Genomic DNA, 23,219 nt, shown 5'->3' on the forward strand with positions numbered 1-23,219 from the left:
GGGCAAAGGCTTAAAACCTTTGCCCCTGGTCATTTTTAAGACTATTTAACAGATATTATAACAGAATATCTTAATGATTATGATTATTCATAACAATAAGTAACTAAATTTGCGCTCTAACTTTTGTTTTTAAAGTAAAAAATATGCGTACTGTTACACTGAAAAGGGTTGTGATCACCGGCTTGGGGGCATTAACACCTATCGGGAATGATGTAAATACTTTTTGGAGCAACTTAAAGGCTGGTGTTAGTGGCGCTGGTCCCATCACCAAATTTGACACCACAGAGTTCAAAACTAAATTTGCCTGTGAGGTTAAAAACTTCGATGTAGAAAAATACATGGATAAAAAAGAAGCCCGCAAAATGGACAACTTCACCCAGTACGCTATGGCGGCTGCTCAGGAAGCTGTTTTGGATGCAGGCCTCACCAACGAAGGCATTGATAAAACTAAAGTCGGCGTGATCTGGGCTTCCGGAAACGGTGGCATGCTTACCTTCGAGGAGCAGATCGTAGAATTTACACAGCAAAATTTTGTGCCTAAATTCAATCCGTTCTTTATTCCGAAACTGATCTCCGACATTGCTGCCGGCCAGATTGCCATGAAATACGGTTTCATGGGTATCAACTTCTGTACAGTTTCTGCCTGTGCTTCTTCCAGCAGTGCGCTGGTGGATGCATTCAACTATATCCGCCTGGGTAAAGCCAATGTGATTGTTGCTGGTGGCTCCGAAGCCCCTGTAACCCGCGCTGGTATTGCCGGCTTTAACGCACTGAAAGCACTCTCTACCCGCAATGACGATCCTACTACCGCTTCCCGTCCTTTCGACGCTGACCGCGATGGTTTCGTGATGGGAGAAGGTGCCGGTGCTATCATCCTCGAAGAATATGAGCACGCTATTGCACGTGGTGCTACCATCTACGGTGAAATGGTAGGCGGCGCCATGACCTGCGATGCATATCACCTCACTGCTACCCACCCTGAAGGCCTCGGCGCAAGACTGGGTATGGAACAGGCCCTGGAAGATGCAGAGCTGACTGTGGCTGATGTAGATTACATCAACTCACATACCACCTCCACTCCGGTTGGGGACCTCAGCGAGCTGAAAGCCATCTGCACTGCGTTTGGTGAGCATGTAGAAAAACTCAACATCTCCGCTACCAAATCCATGACAGGTCACCTGCTTGGTGCTGCCGGCGCTATCGAAGCGATCGCTTGTATCAAAGCAACCCAGGAAGATATCGTACCTCCTACCATTAACACCAAAGAGCTGGGTGAAGGTATCCCTACCAACCTGAACCTGACCCTCGGTAAAGCACAGGAACGTACTGTAAACGTTGCCATGAGCAACACTTTCGGCTTTGGTGGTCACAACGCTATCTGCGTATTCAAAAAATACAAAGCGTAAAACCATTACGTTTTCAAATATTGGGAAAAAGCTGGTCGTATGACCAGCTTTTTTTCGTGTATACATACCCGAAAAACCACTTTTTCTCTCCCCACATACCCAGGTAATTTTGCTGTAGAGATTCTAAAATCACTTATCCTTCATTAAACCCTCCTGGTTATGCAAAGAAAATGGAACAGCTTAAAAGTCATATTCCTTTTAGGCGCATTAGCAATAGGTACCTATAGCTGCGGCGGTAGTAATACACCTGCCATCACCCAGCGGTATACAGCACCTGCAGTCGTGGGAAACGGCGCTTTCACCAATCATATGAGCCAGGTGCCCGACTCCTCACAATACCCGTACCCTTTATTCCAGCTTAGTCACAATTATCCGGATACTTTCCGGACGCTTGAAAATCCTTCCTGGCAGCAGGCATTGAAAGGGCAGCCCATCGGACCAGCAAACGCTTTCGCCTATATGGACTCCCTGAAAAGCTATGTCAAACCACACCTACTGCCTTTTTTCACCTCCAATCATACCTGGTCCGCTGCTGACCACGGCTGGTTCCATGAACCATGGATCGGATCTGAAAGAGAGCCCATCCTCGGTACTTACCTGGGTAACGGTAATGTGAAAGGCATGTTTACCTCACTTCCGGAAACTGAAACCGGCTACGTGCTAACCCTCTACGATTCCCTTGCAGCCTATACAGTAGGGAAAATCTGGGGGCAAACAGGCGACAGTTACAACCTGTCAAATAATGCTGCACAATTCCAGGAAGGCAGCGTCATCGTTAAACTCGCTTTTTCCAACATAAATTATCCCCAATGGCCGGTAATGGACAGCGCACAAACTTTTTATGTATACGGTAACGTCCCCACCAAAGCTGATACGGCCAAAGGATACCAACTGCGCCAGGTAAGCTTTTTCCAGATGGATGTGATTGTAAAAGACAGCAAATCCTCTCCGCAGACCGGATGGGTTTATTCCACATTCGTGTACGACAAAGACCACCATGGTACCGGCTGGGATAAGATGGTACCCCTGGGAGCAATGTGGGGAAATGATCCGGAAGTCAACAGTCCGGTAACCCCACCCTATCCTAAACTTCGCGAAACAGTGATCAACAAAAACGCACCTTTATACAGTAAAGAAACGTTGGGATGGGGCGGCAGGCTCAGTGGGCCTAACGATGGAGCCGTTTCACTCAACGCCGCAGATGAAAACGGTAATATCTATCCCAGATTAGCGCTTTCCTCCTGCATGAGCTGCCATTCCCCTGCTCAGAATCCATTCACCACCTCCATGTTTCCAGGACCAGATTATAACAATCCATCTGTCACATTCGTTCCAGGAAGCCCCAAATGGAAGCTGTGGTTCAGAAACAATTATGGTACTGTACCTTTTGAGTCAGGCCACATAGCCATGGACTATGATATGGTGATGGCTTTCAAATCCATAGGCGGGTATAATAATGCCCACCCTGGCAAGGAAAATGAAAAACAAAGAGCAGCCTATGAAGCCTTGAAAAAGTTCAGGCAATACCATGGGCAAAAGCCACAATAACAGTGTAGGGACATACCGGGTATCACAGTTCATGATACCCGGTTTTTCGTATATACCTACCCGAAAAACCACTTTTTCTTTCCTTTCACCAGCACTTAATTTTACCATCAACCTATTACCGATTACACCTGCTGATAACTGGTATTCATTTCTTAACCTCTAATCAGCCTAACTATGTCCCAACTTTTCAGCCGCCGCCCCATTCTCGCCGCTCTGCTGCTCTTGATGGCCGCCTGCCGCCGCGACACTGCCATCGACCTGCAACCTGTTAATAAAAAAGGCGCACTGGCCGTGGTCAACACTACGCCTGACACCCTCTGGAAACTCCAACAGATCACTTTTACTGTAAATGGCATTCCGGGCGCCAGTATGGCGTACAACATCTACGACAGCACAGGAAAGCTCACTGGCATGTCGCTCAACAAGAATCTTGGCAGCTATTATGGCCAATGGTACTTTCAAGTTTCCTATGCGGGCAATTACGTGTACTTCTATTCCATGGATCACATGGACACCATACTTTCCGTAAGAATGGACAGTATCGGTCGTCCCTCTGACTATCTATGCACCTATACCAGCAATCCATGGGTAAGCAGCCTCCAAACGGGCCATATCAGCTACGGTGAGCCATACCGGACCATTAACGGCATTTCCAGAACCCTTGATGGCGTCAGCAATAACATTTCAGTATGGCAATTTGCGGATTACGGACCATTTTTGAAAAATCACAATGGTTCCTCACTCAACTACTTATTTGACGGGACGGTGGACAGTACAGAAACCCTGCATGCTTACTATGATGAAGTAGATCAGCCAGATGAATGGCCCATCAGGATAATGCGTTACAGCGGTTTACTCCCATACAACCCTAAACGCAAAATTCTCGGCCTGAATTATCTGAATGATACTACCAGTGCCGTCACCAGCTACCCCATCACCAGCCATGTGATTGATTATGGAAAAAAATTGCGCGGCTACCAATGTAATGGTTCCACTTATTCACTGGAATGGCAGGCATTTCCGCAATAATCCCCGGTTTCCTATGCCAAATACAGGCCTGTCCGTAATTCCGGCAGGCCTCTTTTCTTTCCCAAAAATCCGGTAACTTTATACCTTAATTCCTGTTCACAACTGCCCGCTTACTTAAAGATGCTGCTAACCTGGAAACTATAAATTCTAAGCGGACACGCACTTGAGTGAACACCTGACTTATTATGGCAAAGAAAAAAGAGAATGTATCTGCTGCTTTAGCTCCACAGATTCCTTCAGATGACCATATCGCCGTATACGGCGCAAGGGAGCATAATCTGAAAAATCTGGACCTGCAGTTGCCCAAAAACAAACTGGTGGTCATTACCGGTATCAGTGGCAGTGGAAAATCATCACTGGCTTTTGATACGATCTATGCGGAAGGTCAGCGCCGCTACATGGAGAGCTTTTCTGCATACGCACGCCAGTTTATCGGCGATATGGAAAGACCCAATGTGGATAAAATCACCGGCCTGTCGCCCGTTATTTCCATCGAACAGAAAACCACTAACAAGAACCCACGCTCTACCGTGGGTACCATTACAGAAATCTATGACTTTCTCAGGTTGCTGTTTGCGCGTGTAGGCATTGCCTATTCCTATAACACCAACAAACGGATGACACGCTTCTCCGAAGAAGAAATCCTCGCGCACCTGTTTAAGCACTATAACAAAAAGAAACTCGTAATCCTCGCGCCGTTGGTACGTGGCCGTAAAGGACACTACCGCGAACTCTTTGAACAGGTACGCAAACAAGGCTACCTCAAAGTACGCGTAGACGGAGAAATCATGGACCTGAAAGAACGTATGCAGGTAGACCGCTACAAGATCCACGAAATCGAACTCGTGATCGACCGCATACAGGTACAGGAAGATGCCCGCACCCGCATCAGCCAGAGTGTACAAAAAGCACTCACTATGGGCAAAGGCCTCCTGTTTATCCAGGACCATGACAGCGGCAAAGTAAGCCAGTTCAGTAAACAGCTGATGTGTGAAGAAACCGGCCTCTCCTACGAAGAGCCCTCTCCGAACACCTTCTCGTTTAACTCGCCCTATGGCGCCTGCCCTCGCTGTAAAGGCCTCGGCACCATCTACCAGATCAATATGGACGAAGTAATCCCCGATTACAGCGTTTCCCTCAATGATGGCGGTCTCAAACCACTCGGCGAAGCCCGCGATACCTTTACCTTTAAACAGGTACAGCAACTCGCTAAAAAATATAAATTCTCCCTCACCGCGCCTATCTCCGACATCCCCCAGAAAGCACTCAACATGCTCCTCTTTGGAGATGAAAACGGTAAACTGGAAGCGGATGTAGATATCGATGAAACCATCGACACCTCCAAATACTCCACAGAATTTGAAGGGGTGATCAACACCGTTCGCCGCTTTTTCAACGACACCGCCTCCGATCACGTACGCAACTGGGCCGAAAGCTTTATGCAACTGGACACCTGCCCCGTATGTGAAGGTACCCGCCTGAAAAAGGAAAGCCTGTTCTTCAAGGTAGATGAAAAAAATATCGCTGAACTGGGCAACATGGACCTGGACCAACTGTATAATTGGTTTACCGGCATCGAAGAGCGACTGGAAAATAAACAAAACGTCATCGCTAAAGATATCCTGAAGGAAATCAGGGAAAGACTCGGCTTCCTCCTCAACGTAGGACTGACCTACCTTACCCTGAACCGTGCTACCAGAACACTCAGTGGCGGAGAGTCGCAACGTATCAGGCTGGCCACGCAAATAGGCTCCCAGCTGATGGGCATCACCTATATCCTCGATGAGCCCAGTATTGGCCTCCATCAGCGCGATAACATGCAGCTGATCGACGCCCTGCGCAACCTCAAAGAAATGGGTAACACCGTGATTGTGGTGGAACATGATAAGGACATCATGCTGCACGCCGATCACCTGGTGGATATTGGTCCGGGCGCAGGTGTGCACGGCGGCCAGATTATTGCCGCAGGCACGCCAAAGGAAATCCTGAAGCTAAAAACGCCTACCGCCGGCTATCTTAACGGCACCACGCTGCCGGAAATCCCGGCGGAGCGCCGTAAAGGCAATGGCAACTTCCTGGAACTGAAAGGCGCTACCGGCAACAACCTCAAAAACGTAAGCGTAAAATTCCCGCTGGGAACCTTCATCTGCGTTACAGGCGTTTCCGGCAGCGGTAAATCCACCCTCATCAACGAAACATTATATCCTATCCTGTCCAAACACGCGTACGATTCCAAAATGGTACCGATGCCCTACAAAAGCATCAAAGGACTGGAGCATATCGATAAAGTAATTGAAATCGATCAATCCCCGATTGGTCGCACCCCACGAAGCAACCCGGCTACCTACTGCGGCTTCTTTACGGACATCCGCACCCTGTTTTCCCAGGTGCCGGAAGCCAAGATCCGCGGCTATAACGCCGGTCGGTTCTCCTTTAACGTAAAAACAGGCCGCTGTGACGTTTGTGAAGGCGGTGGTATGCGCGTGATAGAAATGAATTTCCTGCCGGACGTATACGTGCCCTGCGAAAAATGCAATGGTCGCCGCTACAACCGCGAAACACTGGAAATCCGCTATAAAGGCAAATCCATCTCCGATGTGCTGGACATGACAGTAGACGAGGCCGTGGAATTCTTCCAACCTGTTCCCTGGATATACCGTAAAATAAAAACCTTACAGGACGTAGGCTTAGGCTATATCACCCTGGGGCAGTCCGCCGTAACCCTTTCCGGTGGCGAGGCACAGCGTGTGAAACTGGCCACCGAGCTTTCCAAGAAAGATACCGGTAAAACTATTTACATCCTCGACGAACCAACCACCGGCCTGCACTTCCAGGACATTCAACTGCTGCTGCAGGTACTGAATAAACTGGTAGACAGAGGCAATACCGTGCTGGTGATTGAACATAACCTGGACGTGATCCAGATGGCCGACTATATCGTGGACCTGGGGCCGGAAGGCGGCGCTGGCGGCGGTAATATACTCTGTACCGGCACACCTGAGCAGGTAAGCACCTGTAAAGACAGCCATACTGCCCGTTTTCTCAAAAAGGAGCTGGGAATTTAATATATTGCCAACGCAAATTTCAGCATGAAAACGATTTATCAACTGATCATCGCAGGCCTCGTCCTCATTGGGATGGCGGCCTGCGAAAATGAAACAAAGGTTTGCGACCAAACGTTGCGCGCCGATGTACACGTGGAGTTCCGGCGCGACAGCCTGAACTTCGTATGGGACACCACCTTCCGTGCCGTTACCACACTGGCACTGGATAAAGATACCCTGCTTAATAATGTGCGTACCAATAACGTGTACTTCAACCTGGACCCTGTGAATGATACCTGCCGCTTTATGCTGCGCATCGACTCCCTCGTAGGGAAAGATACACTCACGTTCAGGTATACACGAACGCCGATGTTTATTTCGCCGGGATGTGGCTTTGGTACTACCTTTATGCTGGATACAGTGATCGCCACCAGACACCTGATCGACTCGGTTATAATTACTCAAAAGTCAGTAGTAAACAGCAATGATACGCACCTTCAACTTTTCTTTTATACTGAGTAGCTGCCTTTTGTGCGGAACCCTGTTTGCACAGAAAAAGCCAGTTACCACTGCTGCCAAATCAGCAGCAGACACGACGCATCAAAGCGCTGTTAAAAAAATTACTGCCGCTCCGGTGAAAGACAGTTCCTGGCTCGTTCCCGGCGGACTACGTATAGGCGTGGACCTGGGAAGGATTGTTAATAACATCTACTATCCCTACCGCCAGGAGTACACCATTGTGGCCGATGCACGCCTCAAAGCCAATACCTACGCCGCGCTGGAAGTAGGTTACACCAACACCCCGTATTCTGATACCAACTATACCTATAAGGGCAACGGTATGTTTGCCACCATAGGCCTGGACTATAATTTTCTGAAAAGACAGTATGTCAACGAAAAGAATATGTTCTATGGGGGTATCCGTTACGGCATCTCCCACTTCAACTATGAAGTGCCTACTTACACCATTCATGCTCCCTACTGGGGCGGACAACTGTCAGGCTCCTATCCCAAAACCAATGTGACCGCCCACTGGGCTGAGCTGGTACTGGGATTAAAAACAGAGGTCCTAAAAAACTTCTTCCTCGGATGGAATGTAAGAACCAGGATATTAATCAATAGTGTGGAGAAAGATGGGTTCACACCACTCACGATTCCAGGTTTTGGCAGCGGTTCCAAAAGTGCAGTATTTGATATGCAATACACCGTATCGTATGTATTGCCGTTCTATAAGGTGAGAGAAAGATATGTGCCACCCAAAGAGAAGAAGCCGGTTTCCACCAGATAAATTTTGTTTTGCAATCAAGGGACCTTTGGTCCCTTGATCGTTTGTAGAAGGGCCGCTTGCTGCGGCCCTTTGCTATTGTAAAAAATTGTAGCCGTTTAGGGCCTGAAATGCCTATGCCTTCAACATCTCCACATGCGGAATATCATCCTCCAAATACATCTCACTCACAGTCTTAAATCCTAACGAAGTATAGAACTTTTCCAGGTACTGCTGTGCGCTAATCCGGATCGGCTGCTGCCCAAACTGCTGATAAATCTGCTTAATAGATTCCTCCATCAGCTCCCGGCCTGCGCCCTTGCCCCTGGCAAAAGATGCCGTTACCACCCTGCCGATGCTCGCTTCCGCGTACTTGATGCCTTTATCAAACAACCGGGTATATGCTGCCAGCCGGTTTTCTGTATCGTATCCCATCAGGTGCAGGGCTTTCTGGTCCGAATAATCCAGGTCCTGGTAAGGACAATTCTGTTCAATTACAAACACTGCTACCCTTAGCTGAATGGCTGCATACAATTCAGCTGTAGTCAATTCATCAAATGATTTTATCTCCCAACGCATCGCCTTAGATTTATCACATAAAAGTACGAACCTTTCAATAATCCTGCTATTTTTACCCCCACATGCATCACTAAATAACAGATTAATATGGGAACCAATGCAGATCTGTTCCTTTCGCTGGAACACATCACCGTACGATACCTTGATAAAACCCTTTTTTCCGGGCTCTCCTGGGATATTAAGGAAAACGAACAATGGGCCATCACCGGTCCCAGTGGCTCCGGAAAAACGGCGTTACTCAATACCATACTAGGTAAGTTTAATATCATCAATGGGAGTATCCGGTATCATTTTTATGAGAGATATAAACTATCGCATGTTATTACGGACCCGTATTTCAACTATCGTAACCTGATTGCCTTCGTGGGGCATCATCATACCTTTAAAAATTTATCCAACACCACTACGGACTTCTATTACCAGCAGCGCTTCAACAGCATGGATGCGGATAATAGTCCTACTGTAGCGGAACATCTTGGGATCACTGATATACCTGCGCTGCTGGCTCCTTTGAAACTGCAGCCGCTCCTGGCTAAACGCCTGATCAAACTCTCCAACGGGGAAACCAGGAGAGTAATGATCGCTCATGGCCTGCTGAAAAATCCTACCCTCCTGATGCTCGACAATCCCTATGTAGGTCTGGATGTACAAACGCGGAAGGATTTCAGCCAGATGGTAAACGAAATAATAAGCGGCGGCACAACGGTGATACTCACTACATCTCCCCGGGAAATACCTGCACATATTACTCATGTACTTACACTGGATAACGGGACTATAACGGGAAAGTATACACGCGATGAATACCTGCAACTGCCATTACCGGATGAATCAGTAGCTGAGTTACCCTTAATTGAAACAGAGAAGATAGCATCCCTTACTAAAAATATTGCAGCGCAACAGTTTGATTCCATCATCCGCATGGAGCAGGTAAAGGTGAAATACGGTGAAAACACCATCCTGGAAGACATAACCTGGCTGGTGAAGCCCAATGACAAATGGGCTTTACTGGGACATAACGGAGCCGGAAAATCCACGCTACTCAGTCTGGTGAACGGTGATAACCCACAAGCCTACGCTAATAAGCTCTGGTTGTTTGACCGCAAACGTGGCAGTGGGGAAAGCATCTGGGACATAAAGAAAAAGATAGGCTTTGTATCTCCCGAATTACACCAATATTTTACGGCGAGAGATAAGAGCCTGCAAGTAGTATGCTCCGGCTTTTCTGACATTATTGGCAGCACCAAACCCGCTACAGAAGAGCAGAAAGCCATTGCCGCCAGCTGGCTGGAGATACTGGGCATTGCCGATGCAGCAGACCAGCCTTTTAAACTGATTCCTGAAAGCAGTCAGCGCCTGGTACTGCTGGCACGCGCCCTGGTAAAGAATCCGCCACTGCTGATTTTTGATGAACCCTGCCAGGGGCTTGATCAACAACAAAAAAATCATTTCAAAAAAGTGATAGAACAATTGTGCGAGCATATGCCGGTAACGCTGATATACGTTACCCACTATGAAGAAGAACTGCCATCCTGCGTGAATAAATTCCTGCGCCTGGAAAGGGGTCACATGATATAATCAGTATATTCGCACCAGTTAATCACCATAATCCTTTACTGATGTACCCAAAAATACGTCATGCTGTTTTAGCATCCCTATTTTGTGTAGCAGTTGTGTGCCTGTACAGTGCATGTAGAACAACTAAGAAAGAACCGAGTGTCGCCTTTGCGAAATACATCGAAGCCTATACGGCGGGGATTATTTCCAAGCAAAGTGCTATTCGCGTTCACCTGGCCGGACAAGCCAACGTTACCCACACACAAAACGAACCTGTAGAAAAACAGGTATTCGAGTTCTCGCCATCCATCAAGGGTAAAACCTATTGGATTGACGCCACCACCATCGAGTTCAGGCCCGATGAAAACCTGCAGCCGGGCAAGCAATACAACGCGAAGTTCCTGCTGGATAAAGTGATGGAAGTACCTGCCGACCTTAAAACATTCGAGTTTAGTTTTAAAGTTATCCAGCCTTCTTTTACGGTAGACATGAATGGTCTCCGGGCAGCCGACAACTCGTCTCTCGACCGGATGTCCTTCTCTGGAAGCCTTTACACCGCAGATGCTGAGCAGCCGCAGGACATCGAAAAAATCCTGACGGCCACCTACCAGGGCAAAAAGCTGCCCATTACGTGGGAGCATAACGCTGCCGAACATACTTCTAAATACACCATCAATAATATTCAACGCCACAACAGCGCCACCAGCCTGGCACTTACCTGGAATGGCGCTTCACTGAAAGTAGATAAAGATGGCAAAGAAACCATAGAAGTACCAGCAGTAGGCGACTTCAAAGTACTCAATACAAAAGCCATGTCCGATCCGGAACAACACCTGCTGGTGCAGTTCTCCGATCCTATCAGCATGGCACAGTCGCTGGAAGGACTGATCAGCATCAGCGGCCAGAGCGACCTCCGCTACAGCATTGACGGCAGCGAAGTAAAAGTATACGCCCCTAATCGCCTGGAAGGCAACTACAGCGTGGTAATCAACGAGGGTATACTAAATATCACGGATAAACGCTTATCCAGCAACTACAGCGCCAACGTGAATTTCGAGAACACCATGCCGTCCGTAAGCATTCCAGGAAAAGGCGTGATATTGCCGGAAAGTAATAAAATGGTGATACCGTTTGAAGCCGTGAATCTGAAAGCAGTGGATGTTAGCATCATCAAAATTTATGAAAACAACATTCCACAATACCTGCAACAAAACGACCTGAATGGCTCCCAGGAATTACGACGTGTAGGCAAGCCCGTAGTACAGAAAACTATTCGCCTCGATAACGACAAATCCCTGAACCTCCACAAGAAAAATCGTTTCTTCCTGGACCTGGATCAGCTGGTAAAAACTGAGCCAGGGGCTATTTACCGCATCACCATTGGCTTCCGCCGCGAATATGCGATGACCGCCTGCAGCGCAGACAACACGCCAGCCGCAACCAATTCCGATGAGGAAGGTGAATATGAAGACTACGGATACTACTCAGAACATAAAGGAGTAGATGAAGATGATGAGTTCTGGGGCAACTACGACTCCTACTACCCAATGGGTTTCCGCTGGGATGACAGAGATAATCCCTGCTCTAACTCGTACTATAATAAAGACCGGTGGTCGTCCCGCAACATCATGTCGTCCAACATTGGCCTCACCGCCAAACGTGGCAATGATAACAGCATGGTGGTAGCGGTAACGGATATACGCGATACCAAACCATTGATGGCCGTGGAACTGGAGCTGCTCGACTTCCAAAACCAGGTGATCTTTAAAACCAAGAGCGATGGTGATGGCATGGCTACCTTTGATCTTAAACGCAAACCCTACCTGCTCATTGCCAAAAAAGGTTCCGAACGCGGCTACCTGAAACTGGATGATGGTAGCTCCCTGCCGCTTAGTCGCTTCGATGTGAAAGGTGAGGAAGTGCAGCAGGGCATCAAAGGCTTCCTCTACGGAGAACGAGGTGTATGGCGTCCCGGCGACTCCATCTATCTCACATTCATCCTGGAAGACAAAGACAAAAAGCTGCCTGCCGACCTCCCGGTTACACTGGAATTGTACAATCCGAAAGGCCAGCTGTATAAGCGTATTAATGCTAACAGCAGTCTCAATGGCTTCTATAACTTCGCTACCGTTACACAACCGGAAGATATCACCGGCAGCTGGCTCGCTAAAGTAAAAGTAGGTGGTGCCACCTTTACCAAAAATGTGCGCATTGAAACAGTGAAGCCCAACCGGTTAAAAATTAAAATGGACTTCCCGGGTAATGCCCTATCCAAATCAGGCACCCAGGGTACCCTTACCGCTATGTGGCTGTTTGGAGCTACTGCTCAGCATTTGAAAGCTAAGGTAGATGTAAATCTCACTCAGCAAAAAACCTCCTTTAAAGGCTTCCAGGACTTCAGTTTTGATGACCCTGTAACCCGCTTTGAAGCAGAGAGTAAAACCATCTTCGAAGGTAGCCTGAGTGACAACGGCAGTGCACCGGTGAGCGCCAACATCCCGCTGGGCAAGCCCGCACCCGGACAGCTCAAAGCCAACTTTGAAGTAAAAGTATTTGAACCGGGAGGCGATTTCAGTATCGATAATTTCTCCCTGCCCTATAATCCTTACAATGCTTATGTGGGCGTACGTATGCCACAAGGCGACCGCACTACCGGCATGCTGCTCACAGATCAGTCGCACACAGTCGATATCGTAAATGTGAACGACGAAGGAAGATTAATTTCCGGCAGCAGGGAAGTTCAGGTGGAATTGTATAAAGTCCGCTGGAGATGGTGGTGGGATGGCGGCGATGCCGACGACTACTCCAACTTCACCCAAGACAGTTATAACCAGCTGCTGGAGAAAACGGTGGTCACACTTAACAATGGTAAAGGCACCTATCCACTGCGCATCAACTCACCGGAATGGGGCCGTTTCCTCATCCGGGTGAAAGACCTGCAAAGCGGCCATACCGCTGGTAAATCCGTGTACATCGACTACCCGGGATGGGCAGAGCGTATGCAGAAAGAAAATCCAGCAGAGGCCTCCATGCTGGTGTTTACCTCCGATAAAACCAGCTACAAAACAGGTGAGGATATCACGTTGACTATTCCGAGCAGTGAAGGCGGCAGAGGCCTGATCAGCATCGAAAGCGGTAGTAAAGTGCTGCAAACGGAATGGATCAATACTAAAAAAGGCCAGACTACCTATAAATTCAAGGCCGCCAAAAATATGGCGCCTAATATATACGTAAACGTTAGTTTGCTGCAGCCACATGCACAAACTCTCAACGACCTCCCCATCCGTATGTACGGCACCATTCCGATCCTGGTAGAAGATCCCCAGACGATCCTGAAACCACAGATCGCGATGCCAGACAAGCTGAAACCGGAAGCAGAAGCCAACATCACTGTGAGCGAGGCGAGTGGTAAGGCTATGACCTATACCATCGCTATTGTGGATGAAGGATTGCTGGACCTCACCCGCTTTAAAACGCCGGACCCGCATAGTTCTTTCTATGCACGGGAAGCACTGGGCGTACGCACCTGGGACCTGTTTGATTATGTGATCGGCGCCTGGGGTGTGGACATGGACCGCATCCTGAGCATTGGTGGCGACGAAGGGTTGAACCGTAATGCCGGCGCAGCTAAAGCCAACCGCTTTAAGCCGGTAGTGAAATACATGGGACCTTTCTACCTGAAATCAGGACAAAAGCAAACGCATAAATTTAAATTACCACCTTACATCGGTTCCGTAAAAGCCATGGTGGTAGCAGGTCAGGATGGTGCTTACGGTCAGGCAGAAAAAACCGTAGCGGTGAAAAAACCGCTGATGGTACTCACTTCAGCGCCGCGGGTACTGGGTCCATCCGAAACGATGCAGCTGCCGGTAACCGTGTTTGGACTGGAGCCTACTGTAAAAAGTGCTACCGTTACCCTTACTACTAACCCATTGCTGGAAGTAGTAGGAGAGCGTACTAAAACCGTTTCCTTCCCGATGCCGGGTGAGCAAATTGTGTACTTTGATGTGAAGGTAAGACCGCAGGTAGGTGTGGCTAAAATCAAGGTAGTAGCCGCCAGCGGCCGTGAACAGGCAGAAGACAATGTAGAGTTACAGGTAAGAAATCCGAATCCGTTTATCACTAACGTAGAAGAATACACGCTGGAAGGCAGCAAGGGCTGGAGTACCAGCTACACCCCTGTGGGCATGGCAGGAACCAATACTGCGGTATTGGAAGTATCTACTATTCCTTCACTGAACCTGGGCAAACGCCTGCAGTTTTTGATCAGTTATCCACACGGCTGTATCGAACAAACTACATCCGGTGTATTCCCGCAACTGGTGTTAAACCAGCTGATGGACCTGAAAGAATCGCAGATAGCGGAAATTGACCGCAACGTGAAAGCAGGGATCAATAAGCTCCGCAGCTTCCAGACTTCTGACGGCGGCTTTGCCTACTGGCCTGGCGGTGCTACTGCTGACGAGTGGGGCACTAACTACGGTGGTCACTTCCTCGTGGAAGCACAAGCCAGAGGCTACACCCTGCCTGCCGGCCTGCTGGATCAATGGAAAAAATACCAGCGTAACAAAGCAAACACCTGGGCGCCAAATACCACTAACTTCTACGGCGGCGATCTCACACAGGCCTACCGCCTGTACCTGCTCGCCCTGGCGAAAGTGCCGGAGCTGGGCGCTATGAACAGGCTAAAAGAATTCAGATATATTTCCGCACCGGCCAAATGGCGTCTGGCAGCAGCTTATAAACTCGCCGGACAACCGGAAGTGGCTAACAGCCTCGTGGCAGGCCTTACCACAGATGTGAAAGCTTATAATCAGCTGGGCGGTACCTTCGGCTCCGATCTTCGCGATAAAGCCATGATCCTGGAAACTGAGGCGATACTGGGCCAAACAGCCAAGGCGAACGCCCTCACCAGGGAAATAGCCAGCAAGCTGTCGCAGTACGACTCCTGGTACAGCACACAAACCACTGCGTACGCGTTGATCGCCATTGCTAAGTTCACCGGGGCCAACAAAGGCAGCAGCAAAATGAATTTCAGCTATACTATTAATGGCAGCAAGGCTACTGTCAACAGTAACTCCGTAGTATCGCAGATACCGCTCAACGCTAACAATACCGGTAGCATTGCCATCAATAACAGCGGCAGTAATATGCTGTATGTGAGGGTAATCTCCCGCGGCCAGCCGGAATCAGGCAGTGAGCCGGCAGCCAGCAATAACGCTGACATCCTGGATATGCAGGTACATTACCTCACCAGGGAAGGGCAGCCGATAGATCCTGCGAGCCTCAGGCAGGGAGAAGACTTCGTTGCTTCCGTGACTATACGGAATCCGGGCAAGCGCGGGTACTACGAACAAATGGCGTTGTCGCAGATATTCCCGTCAGGCTGGGAAATACTGAATACCAGATTGATGGGCAATGACAGCGCCAACAGGTCCTCGCCGGCTACGTATATGGATATACGTGATGACAGGGTATACACTTACTTTAACGTAGAGGAAAACAGGTCACGTACTTATAACGTATTGCTGAATGCGGCCTATCTGGGTAGGTTCTACCTGCCGGCCACCAGTTGTGAAGCGATGTATGATAATACCATTAGTGCTTTCACCCCTGGTAAGTGGGTGGAAGTGAAGAAATAGAGATGGGCTGCGCCCGCCTCCCCGCGCAGGAGACGCAGGCTGTTGCTACAAATTAAAAGGGTGTTCCGCAATCGGAACACCCTTTTAGTTTTATATCTGCACAAGGTTAAAGCTTATTTGAGCAACCACATGATAACGTTGTTATCATCATTGCCATTGTATTGTGTTTGGAGCGCAGCACTCAGATTTTCGGCGTTGTAATCCAGCTCTTTTTGCGGATACAGCCATCTCAAAGGCATTGCATTTGCTGGTGTATTCAGGTTAGTAGCAGGGTTAATGGTCAATACCGGATAACCTGTACGTCTGTTTTCATACCACGCAGTGAAATCAGAGTTCTGGAAGAAACCAGCGATATACTTTTGCGTGATGATCTGCTTGATTTGATTCTCTGAAGAACCAGTCAGCGCTACAGTAGCAGGGAATGCATTGATATACGCATCATCCATCACCATGCCGTGTGCATAGGATGCAGGAGTATATTTTACATAGAAGTTCATATGCGACTTGATACCATTTGCATAGTAGGTCTGTGCGTCTGTACCGGAAATCCAGCCACGAACGGTAGCTTCTGCCAGTATAAACTGCAGATCCCAGTAGTTCATCAGTCCCACAGGCTCAGCGTTATACAGTTGCTCGTAACGTTTGTTTACGCCGCAGGAATTACCGGCTGTTTTTCTGGTCACGATCGTTGACATTTCATCAGCAGGATCGATACCGAGGTAAGCGCTGAAATCGCTGGCGGATTTGCCTCCTCTGATTAATGCAGGCGCAGGTTCTGCCACGTAAAATACGCGTCTGTCCTGTGAAGCAATCATTGGGTCCATAATGGAATTAGACATTACCGGGTAATCCACGAAAGAGTTGATTTGTGCCGGTGTATTGGACCAAGGGTAAGCATAACCAGCAGAAGCGGTATATGTAACGGCAAAGTTATCGCTGTAATCACGCATCAGCGGGCGTGCAGCCACTGCTTTGAACTTATTGATCACATCCAGGTCTGCATCACCGGTTTTCTTATACAGGTTCATCAGTACATGCAGCTGGAAAGTATTCGCTAATCTTCTCCACTTATCCACATTTCCCTGGTAAATGAAATCACCGGTGAAGTTTACGCCTTTCGCGAACAGTGAATCTGCCTGATCCAGCTCTCTCAGGATACCGATGAATACATCTTTCTGGGTATCGTATTTAGCTTTGATAACGCCGGTAGATCCCTGAATAGCCTGAGAGTACGGGATATCACCCACCTGCATAGTGGTCAGGAAAAACTGCCACGCACGGATGAAATGACCGAAGCCTTCGAACGTTGTTTTTAACTCCGAAGTGCTCGCATTTTTGATCATTGGCTCTACATCACGCAGTACCAGCAAACGTGCGAAATCAACTCTTGTAAGTTTATTGTATTGGTTGTCGCTTACCAACTCCGTCCAGCTGATATATTTCCCTAAGGAAAATGGCTGACGGAAACCTGTACCCTGGGAGATATCCTTAGAGGTAATGGAAGTCAGCATATTGGTAGCCAGCCACTCTGAGGAAGCCTGGGAAGGCTTATCTGGATTGGTGTTGATATCATCAAACTTTTTAGTACAGCTACTAAGACCAAAACCAGTCACCAGCGCCGCAATAACAGATATTTTAGATATATGCTTAGTCATGTTAGTATATAATTTTAGAATCCAACCTTAATGTTAACACCCACCATACGTTGAGCAGGCGCGTTCATATCTTCAGAATCAACATCCGGATCGGAGTATTTGAATTTGGTAAACAGGAACAGGTTTTGACCGGTTACAGCCACAGAAGCGTTTTTGATACCGGATTTACCGAACCATGCCTGCGGGAACTTGTAGCCTAATGAGATTTCACGAACCTTTACAAAGCTCTTGCTCATTACGCCTGTTTCGCTGGAGTTACCAAATCTGCGCATATATGCCTGATAGCTAACCGGTACATCATTCGGTGCATACTTACGGGTATCAGTTTTGATCTGACCAAAATTATCGTAGGTAACTTCTCCGCTCACGACTTTCACACCATTACCCACATAGTTTTTCAAACCTTTAACCACCTCGTCATAACGCCATTGGTTATCGGTTTCAGGGTTAGCACCTGTATCGAACATTTTAGCATAGATGTAATCGTACAATACGCCACCGATACGACCATCGATAGAGATACCGAGGTTCCAGTTACCGTAAGTGAAGTTGTTGATAAAGCCAAATACAAAGTCAGGATCAGTGTAACCAAACTGCTGTGTATAAGGATTAAACTGTACCTGGCCACCCTGGTGGATCAGGTTACCCTGCGGATCTCTCAGCGCCTGACCAGTTCTTGCATATACATCATAACGACCACCGGATTTAGTCCAAAGGTTTTTAGCAGAATATACAGGATCGATGTCTACATAATATCTGTGTTGTGTAGAGAAGTTCACCATGGAATTCCACTGGAACTTACCCTGCTTCATCACGGTACCATCCAAGGTGATTTCCACACCACGACGGGCAAATGTTTCGTCGGTGTTGATCAGCGTAGTGGCATAACCAGAAGAAGGTGCAAGGGTTTGTTTAATCTGGTTATTGTAGTACAGCTTAGTGAAGTAAGCAATATCTACGTGCAGGCGTTTCTGGAACAGATAAGCAGCGGCACCAAATTCCCAGGTGCGTGTGGTAGTTGGCAGGAGGTTGCTTCCGGCCAGGTTATCCGGCGTGGTGGCACTGGTAGTACCCCAGCTGTTATTGATGGTATAAGCCAGATTATTGGCATATACATCCAGCGGAGTTTTGGTCATAGTCCAGGAACCTCTCACTTTCCACATATCAATCCATTCCGGCATTTTGATGAACTCAGACATCAGCACACTGGTAGCCACAGAAGGGTAGAAGTAAGATCTTGCATCAGAAGCCTGTGTGGAACTCCAGTCATTTCTTCCGGTAACATCAAGGAATACAGCGCTGTTCCAGGAAAGGGTAGCTTTACCATACACAGAGTTGGTTTGACGTGCCCAGGTACCGTAAGTGTTAATGATACCATCCACACCGGCAGTAGTAGAAGGCACCGCGTTAGCCAGAGAATACCAGCCTGGTACAGCTAAACCGTTTCTGGTTTTTGCACCCTGCTCTCTTTGGTTATAGTAGAAAAGAGATCCACCACCCAACGCGTCGATATTCCATTTACCAATTTGCTTGTTGTAGGTCAAAAGCAGGTCGGAGTTAATACTATTACCCCATGACTGGTTCTGGCCATAAAGCCCTTTACCGCTAAAGTCAAAAGGGAAGGAATTGCCGATAGTCATACCTCTGGTGGAATTGATGCCAGCAGGGTTTTGTACTACGTCTTCATTTTTATAGTAGTCGTAACCGTTTCTAAACATCAGCTTCAGGTCTTTGGTAAAGTTGTAGTTCATTACCAGGCTGGCGTTCAGTTTATTTTGCTCTGTACTTCTTGTTTTTTCATACGCGATCAGATATGGATTATCATACCAGGCGTTGTACAACCAGTTTTGTTGCACATTTGGTTTAACCCAGTAGTCTTTATACTGACGGATATCGTAGTCCGGACCAGTCCACATCAGGATCTGGTAGATATAACCTTGTTGGTCATAAGAGCTGCCCCAAAGTTGCGGAGCGGTGGTGCGGGTGTATCCCATGTGGCTTTCCAGGGTGAATTTATCACCAGCTTTCAGTTCGCCGCTCATGGTATAGTTAAGGATGTTCAGTTTCTGGTTAGGGAACTGTCCTTTATTATAGATATGGTTTACACCAGCTCTGAAGAAACCGTTCTGTCCACCTTTGGTAACGCTAACGCTGTTATTGGTGATCAGACCTGTTTGCATAAAATTCTTCAGGTTGTCTTTACCGCTGGATACCAGTGGCATATCCTCATTCTGTTTGGTGATCGGGTTCCACTGAATAGCAGTTTGGCCGATGTCCAGTTTAGGTCCCCATACATAGTCGGTTGCGATTTTACCATCCAGACCATGACCATAAGAAGTTTGCACTTCTGGGATGGCGAGGTAGCCGAGGTTGAACATGGTGTTGCTGTTCACGTCGATGGTGAGACGATCTTCCTTACCACGTTTGGTAGTGATCATCACCGCACCGGCAGCACCACGGGAACCGTACAAAGCTGCGGCGGTAGGACCTTTCAGCATGTTGATGCTTTCGATATCGTCCGTAGGGATATCGCGCAGGGTCATATTACCATAAGGTACACCGTCGATAACCAGCAGTGGGGTTTCACCACGCATTTCGAGTTTAGGTGCACCGTTAAATTCTGTAGAGTTTTTAACCGTCAGGCCGGAAACCTGACCAGTGAGGGAAGTACCTACGTCCACGCCTTTTACGGTCTGCATGTTGGAACCTTTTACAGACTGCACGGCGTAACCGAGTGCTTTCTCGTCGCGTTTAACACCGAGTGCGGTAACTACTACTTCTCCCAATTGTTTGGTAGATTCAGCCAGTTGCACATCAATGGCGGTACGGCTGCCTACCACTTCTTCTTTGGCGGTATAGCCAATGATAGAATAAGCCAGGACAGCATTAGGACCTGAAACGGTGAGGGTGTAACTCCCGTCTTCTTTGGTCATGGTACCGTTGGAGGTACCTTTTTCTACTACCATTACGCTGAAGAGGCGACCGTTAGCATCGGTAACGATACCGCTTACTTTCACCTTCTGATTAGCCTGGGTAGTAGCCTGGAGGTTGTCTTCATTTAATTTTTTTGCGGGGGCCTGGTATTCGCCTACGCGATCCTTTTCTACAATGGTGTAGTAGTTAGGCTTTACGTAAAGGAATACGAGGTCATTAGGGTAGAGCACTCCTTTCAATACATCTTCCAGCGACTTTCCGGTGAAGTTGGAAACATTGTAGGTGGTTGTCTTTTTCTTAACTACCTGCGGATCATACACAAAATCTGCTTTGAACTCGCGGGTAATAGCTTTCAAGGCATCAATTACAGGGACAGCTTTCTGTGCATACACCTGGCTGGTTGCAGCCAGCAATAGTACGACAAGCAACCGCTTAAAATAGCGCAGCGTCATAGTTGGCGAATTTTTTTTCGTTAGTTAAAGTGGAATTTGTTCCTTTTAAGCTGTTAGTGCCAGGAACGGAAAAAATTACCCCACGGTGGATTTAATTTTTTTTCGGTGGAATGGAGCACTAAAAAGTACCTTCTGCTATGGCTACCATAACATCTCCCATAACATATTGACAATCAAAATACTAAACTCATTATATCTATTTTTATTTTTCTCATATGCATGACGACTGCTATACATCAGCGTTACCGATAACAATTACTTAACATAATATGGTGGTTCTAAAGTCTCAAAAACTGGTATTATCGTTTCCTTTTTCAATAATTTTGTAAGACACAACATTCCAATCTCTGACCTAAACAATGGACAATCCGGTTTTTCAACATATAAAGAATGGCGATATTGAAGCCTACTCCGGATTGTACAAAGAATATTACAAGCGGTTTTACAACTACGGCAGGAAGTTTACCAATAACACGCATCTTATAGAAGACAGTATTCAGGAGGTATTCCTGGATTTGTGGAACAGGCGTGAGAAATTATCACATGTAGAATCACCCAATTTTTATCTCTACTCATCATTCCGGTACGTTCTCATTAAAAAAATCAGGCAGCACGATAAAATTGTATTAAATCAGTCTGCAGAGGAAGAACATGAATTCTCCATTGAGCATGTCATCGTTAGTCATGAACTCAACGAGGAGATGCAAGTTAAATTACAAAAAGCAATAAAAACGTTGACGGGCCGCCAGCTGGAAGCGATCTTCCTCAAGTTTTATGAAAATCTTTCATACAAAGAAGTGGCATCTATTCTCAATATCTCGGTAAAAGCTACATATAAGATTATGGCCAGGAGCTTGTTAGCCCTTAAAGAAAAGGTTATGTTCTTTATGTTATTATTCTAATATTTGCTGTTTATACAATTTGAAGAAAATTTATAAAATAGTTTGGGGTAAAAACAACAGCACCGGATACTATATTAAATAGAATGAAAAGAGAATCCATTGCACATAAATATAATCACTATAAGGAAAGCGATTTTCTTACGGATTCCTATTTCCAGGAATGGGTGTACACGCCGTCAGCAGATAACGACCACTACTGGCAGGCGGTGATCAGCGCCGTTCCCCAACATAAGGAAGCTATTGAAAATGCCCGCCGGTACTTAAAAGGCATTACGTTTGCTACCCACACACCCACGGATGAGGAAGTGGAGGCCTCCTGGGAAAAGCATTTCCAGGCTATACAGGCCAATCTGTCGCAACCTGCGCCGGCTGCCAAAGTACGCATCCTTTCCCGGAGTATACTGTTCAAAGCCGCTGCTGTGCTGGCAGGCATCGTACTTATTACAGGTGCTTACCTGGTCCTGAAACAAAATAACGAGCAATTGATTGCCAGTACCGGCTACGGAGAAATGAGGAAAGTGACCCTGCCGGATGGCTCACAGGTAGACCTCAACGCTAATTCCAAAATCACCTATCATAAAAACTGGAAGAGCGGTAACGACAGGGAAGTATGGCTGGAAGGGGAAGCGTTGTTTAATGTTAGTCATATTAATAAAGATACTAATCATATAAAGGCAGGTGAAAAGTTCCTGGTACATACCAAAGATCTCACCGTTACCGTACTGGGCACCGTTTTCGACATTCGCCAGCGGCGGCGCAAAACGGAAGTAGTACTACAGAGTGGCAAAATCAGATTGCACTTCAGCAGCGGCAAAGCACCCGATATTGTTATGGAACCCGGCCAGCTCGTAGCCTATAACGACGTAGAAAAAAAATTCATCACCGCTGGTACTTCCCCCGAAAAATTCTCCGCCTGGAAAGAGCAAAAGCTCATACTGCAGGACCCAAAAGTAAACGACATCCTCCTTTACCTGGAAGATAATTTTGGCAAGAAGATAATTATGGAGAATACAGCGCTGAGCAACAGAACTGTAAACGGCCCCATCCTCATATCTTCCCTGGATGACGCGCTGTTCGTACTTTCTACCGTTCTTAATACAGAAGTTATTAAGCGTGATACTAATACGATCGTGCTGCGCTCCAGGTAATTTTTTTTCTCCCAAATGGGGTAAGATGGTAGCTTTGTAACACTATACATCAAAGTGAA

Annotated in this window: 13 protein-coding genes; 10 read left to right on the top strand and 3 right to left on the bottom strand. The window is 47.3% G+C overall.

What is annotated here, in order from left to right:
• Window positions 1–143 precede the first annotated feature (143 nt).
• The 6 genes from fabF to KW844_RS16145 all read left to right on the top strand — a co-directional run bounded on the left by fabF (window position 144) and on the right by KW844_RS16145 (window position 8,315).
• Window positions 144–1,406, top strand: a complete 1,263-nt coding sequence (gene fabF / locus KW844_RS16120) for a beta-ketoacyl-ACP synthase II (RefSeq protein ID WP_218377817.1) — start codon at window positions 144–146, stop codon at window positions 1,404–1,406.
• A gap of 159 nt (window positions 1,407–1,565) precedes the next feature.
• Complete coding sequence (locus tag KW844_RS16125; RefSeq protein WP_218377818.1) at window positions 1,566–2,954, top strand: hypothetical protein; 1,389 nt, start codon at window positions 1,566–1,568, stop codon at window positions 2,952–2,954.
• A 174-nt stretch (window positions 2,955–3,128) separates the two neighbouring features.
• Window positions 3,129–3,983 carry a hypothetical protein gene (locus KW844_RS16130; RefSeq protein ID WP_218377819.1) on the top strand — a complete coding sequence of 285 codons (855 nt, stop codon included), beginning with the start codon at window positions 3,129–3,131 and terminating at the stop codon, window positions 3,981–3,983.
• A 185-nt stretch (window positions 3,984–4,168) separates the two neighbouring features.
• Window positions 4,169–7,048, top strand: a complete 2,880-nt coding sequence (gene uvrA / locus KW844_RS16135; RefSeq protein WP_218377820.1) for an excinuclease ABC subunit UvrA — start codon at window positions 4,169–4,171, stop codon at window positions 7,046–7,048.
• Window positions 7,049–7,072: 24 nt separating this feature from the next.
• Window positions 7,073–7,549, top strand: coding sequence for a DUF6452 family protein (locus tag KW844_RS16140; RefSeq protein WP_218377821.1), 477 nt, complete (start codon window positions 7,073–7,075; stop codon window positions 7,547–7,549).
• 7 nt (window positions 7,550–7,556) lie between these two features.
• Window positions 7,557–8,315: a DUF6048 family protein gene (locus KW844_RS16145; protein WP_218377822.1), complete on the top strand. Its 759-nt coding sequence runs from the start codon at window positions 7,557–7,559 to the stop codon at window positions 8,313–8,315.
• Between the two features lie 111 nt (window positions 8,316–8,426).
• Here the strand turns inward: KW844_RS16145 and KW844_RS16150 are convergent, their stop codons facing one another.
• Entirely contained in the window at window positions 8,427–8,870 is a 444-nt protein-coding gene (locus tag KW844_RS16150) for a GNAT family N-acetyltransferase (protein WP_218377823.1), read from the bottom strand.
• A gap of 87 nt (window positions 8,871–8,957) precedes the next feature.
• Between KW844_RS16150 and KW844_RS16155 the strand changes: the two genes are divergently transcribed.
• Window positions 8,958–10,448, top strand: a complete 1,491-nt coding sequence (locus KW844_RS16155) for an ATP-binding cassette domain-containing protein (RefSeq protein ID WP_218377824.1) — start codon at window positions 8,958–8,960, stop codon at window positions 10,446–10,448.
• Between the two features lie 41 nt (window positions 10,449–10,489).
• A complete protein-coding gene (locus tag KW844_RS16160; protein WP_218377825.1) occupies window positions 10,490–16,069 on the top strand; it encodes an alpha-2-macroglobulin in 5,580 nt (1,859 codons plus the stop codon).
• Between the two features lie 113 nt (window positions 16,070–16,182).
• Here the strand turns inward: KW844_RS16160 and KW844_RS16165 are convergent, their stop codons facing one another.
• Together KW844_RS16165 and KW844_RS16170 are read right to left on the bottom strand one after the other, a co-directional pair.
• The gene (locus KW844_RS16165; protein ID WP_218377826.1) at window positions 16,183–17,724 is read right to left on the bottom strand and encodes a SusD/RagB family nutrient-binding outer membrane lipoprotein; all 1,542 of its coding nucleotides are present in this window, start codon (window positions 17,722–17,724) and stop codon (window positions 16,183–16,185) included.
• A gap of 14 nt (window positions 17,725–17,738) precedes the next feature.
• Window positions 17,739–21,110, bottom strand: coding sequence for a SusC/RagA family TonB-linked outer membrane protein (locus KW844_RS16170; RefSeq protein WP_218377827.1), 3,372 nt, complete (start codon window positions 21,108–21,110; stop codon window positions 17,739–17,741).
• 359 nt (window positions 21,111–21,469) lie between these two features.
• Here KW844_RS16170 and KW844_RS16175 point away from each other — a divergent pair, with 359 nt between their 5' ends.
• Both KW844_RS16175 and KW844_RS16180 read left to right on the top strand, forming a co-directional pair.
• The gene (locus KW844_RS16175) at window positions 21,470–22,012 is read left to right on the top strand and encodes an RNA polymerase sigma factor (protein ID WP_218377828.1); all 543 of its coding nucleotides are present in this window, start codon (window positions 21,470–21,472) and stop codon (window positions 22,010–22,012) included.
• An 83-nt stretch (window positions 22,013–22,095) separates the two neighbouring features.
• On the top strand, window positions 22,096–23,160 hold the full coding sequence (locus KW844_RS16180; RefSeq protein WP_218377829.1) for a FecR family protein: 1,065 nt from the start codon (window positions 22,096–22,098) through the stop codon (window positions 23,158–23,160).
• Window positions 23,161–23,219 lie beyond the last annotated feature (59 nt).

This window comes from Chitinophaga sp. sic0106 (assembly GCF_019219075.1).
In the GTDB taxonomy this organism is placed as follows: Bacteria; Bacteroidota; Bacteroidia; order Chitinophagales; family Chitinophagaceae; genus Chitinophaga.

Coding starts and splice junctions, on each gene's coding strand:
- KW844_RS16155 (WP_218377824.1), top strand. CDS start 8,958: ATGGGAACCAATGCAGATCTGTTCCTTTCGCTGGAACACATCACCGTA.
- KW844_RS16175 (WP_218377828.1), top strand. CDS start 21,470: ATGGACAATCCGGTTTTTCAACATATAAAGAATGGCGATATTGAAGCC.
- uvrA (WP_218377820.1), top strand. CDS start 4,169: ATGGCAAAGAAAAAAGAGAATGTATCTGCTGCTTTAGCTCCACAGATT.
- KW844_RS16130 (WP_218377819.1), top strand. CDS start 3,129: ATGTCCCAACTTTTCAGCCGCCGCCCCATTCTCGCCGCTCTGCTGCTC.
- fabF (WP_218377817.1), top strand. CDS start 144: ATGCGTACTGTTACACTGAAAAGGGTTGTGATCACCGGCTTGGGGGCA.
- KW844_RS16150 (WP_218377823.1), bottom strand. CDS start 8,870: ATGCGTTGGGAGATAAAATCATTTGATGAATTGACTACAGCTGAATTG.
- KW844_RS16160 (WP_218377825.1), top strand. CDS start 10,490: ATGTACCCAAAAATACGTCATGCTGTTTTAGCATCCCTATTTTGTGTA.
- KW844_RS16140 (WP_218377821.1), top strand. CDS start 7,073: ATGAAAACGATTTATCAACTGATCATCGCAGGCCTCGTCCTCATTGGG.
- KW844_RS16125 (WP_218377818.1), top strand. CDS start 1,566: ATGCAAAGAAAATGGAACAGCTTAAAAGTCATATTCCTTTTAGGCGCA.
- KW844_RS16165 (WP_218377826.1), bottom strand. CDS start 17,724: ATGACTAAGCATATATCTAAAATATCTGTTATTGCGGCGCTGGTGACT.
- KW844_RS16180 (WP_218377829.1), top strand. CDS start 22,096: ATGAAAAGAGAATCCATTGCACATAAATATAATCACTATAAGGAAAGC.
- KW844_RS16170 (WP_218377827.1), bottom strand. CDS start 21,110: ATGACGCTGCGCTATTTTAAGCGGTTGCTTGTCGTACTATTGCTGGCT.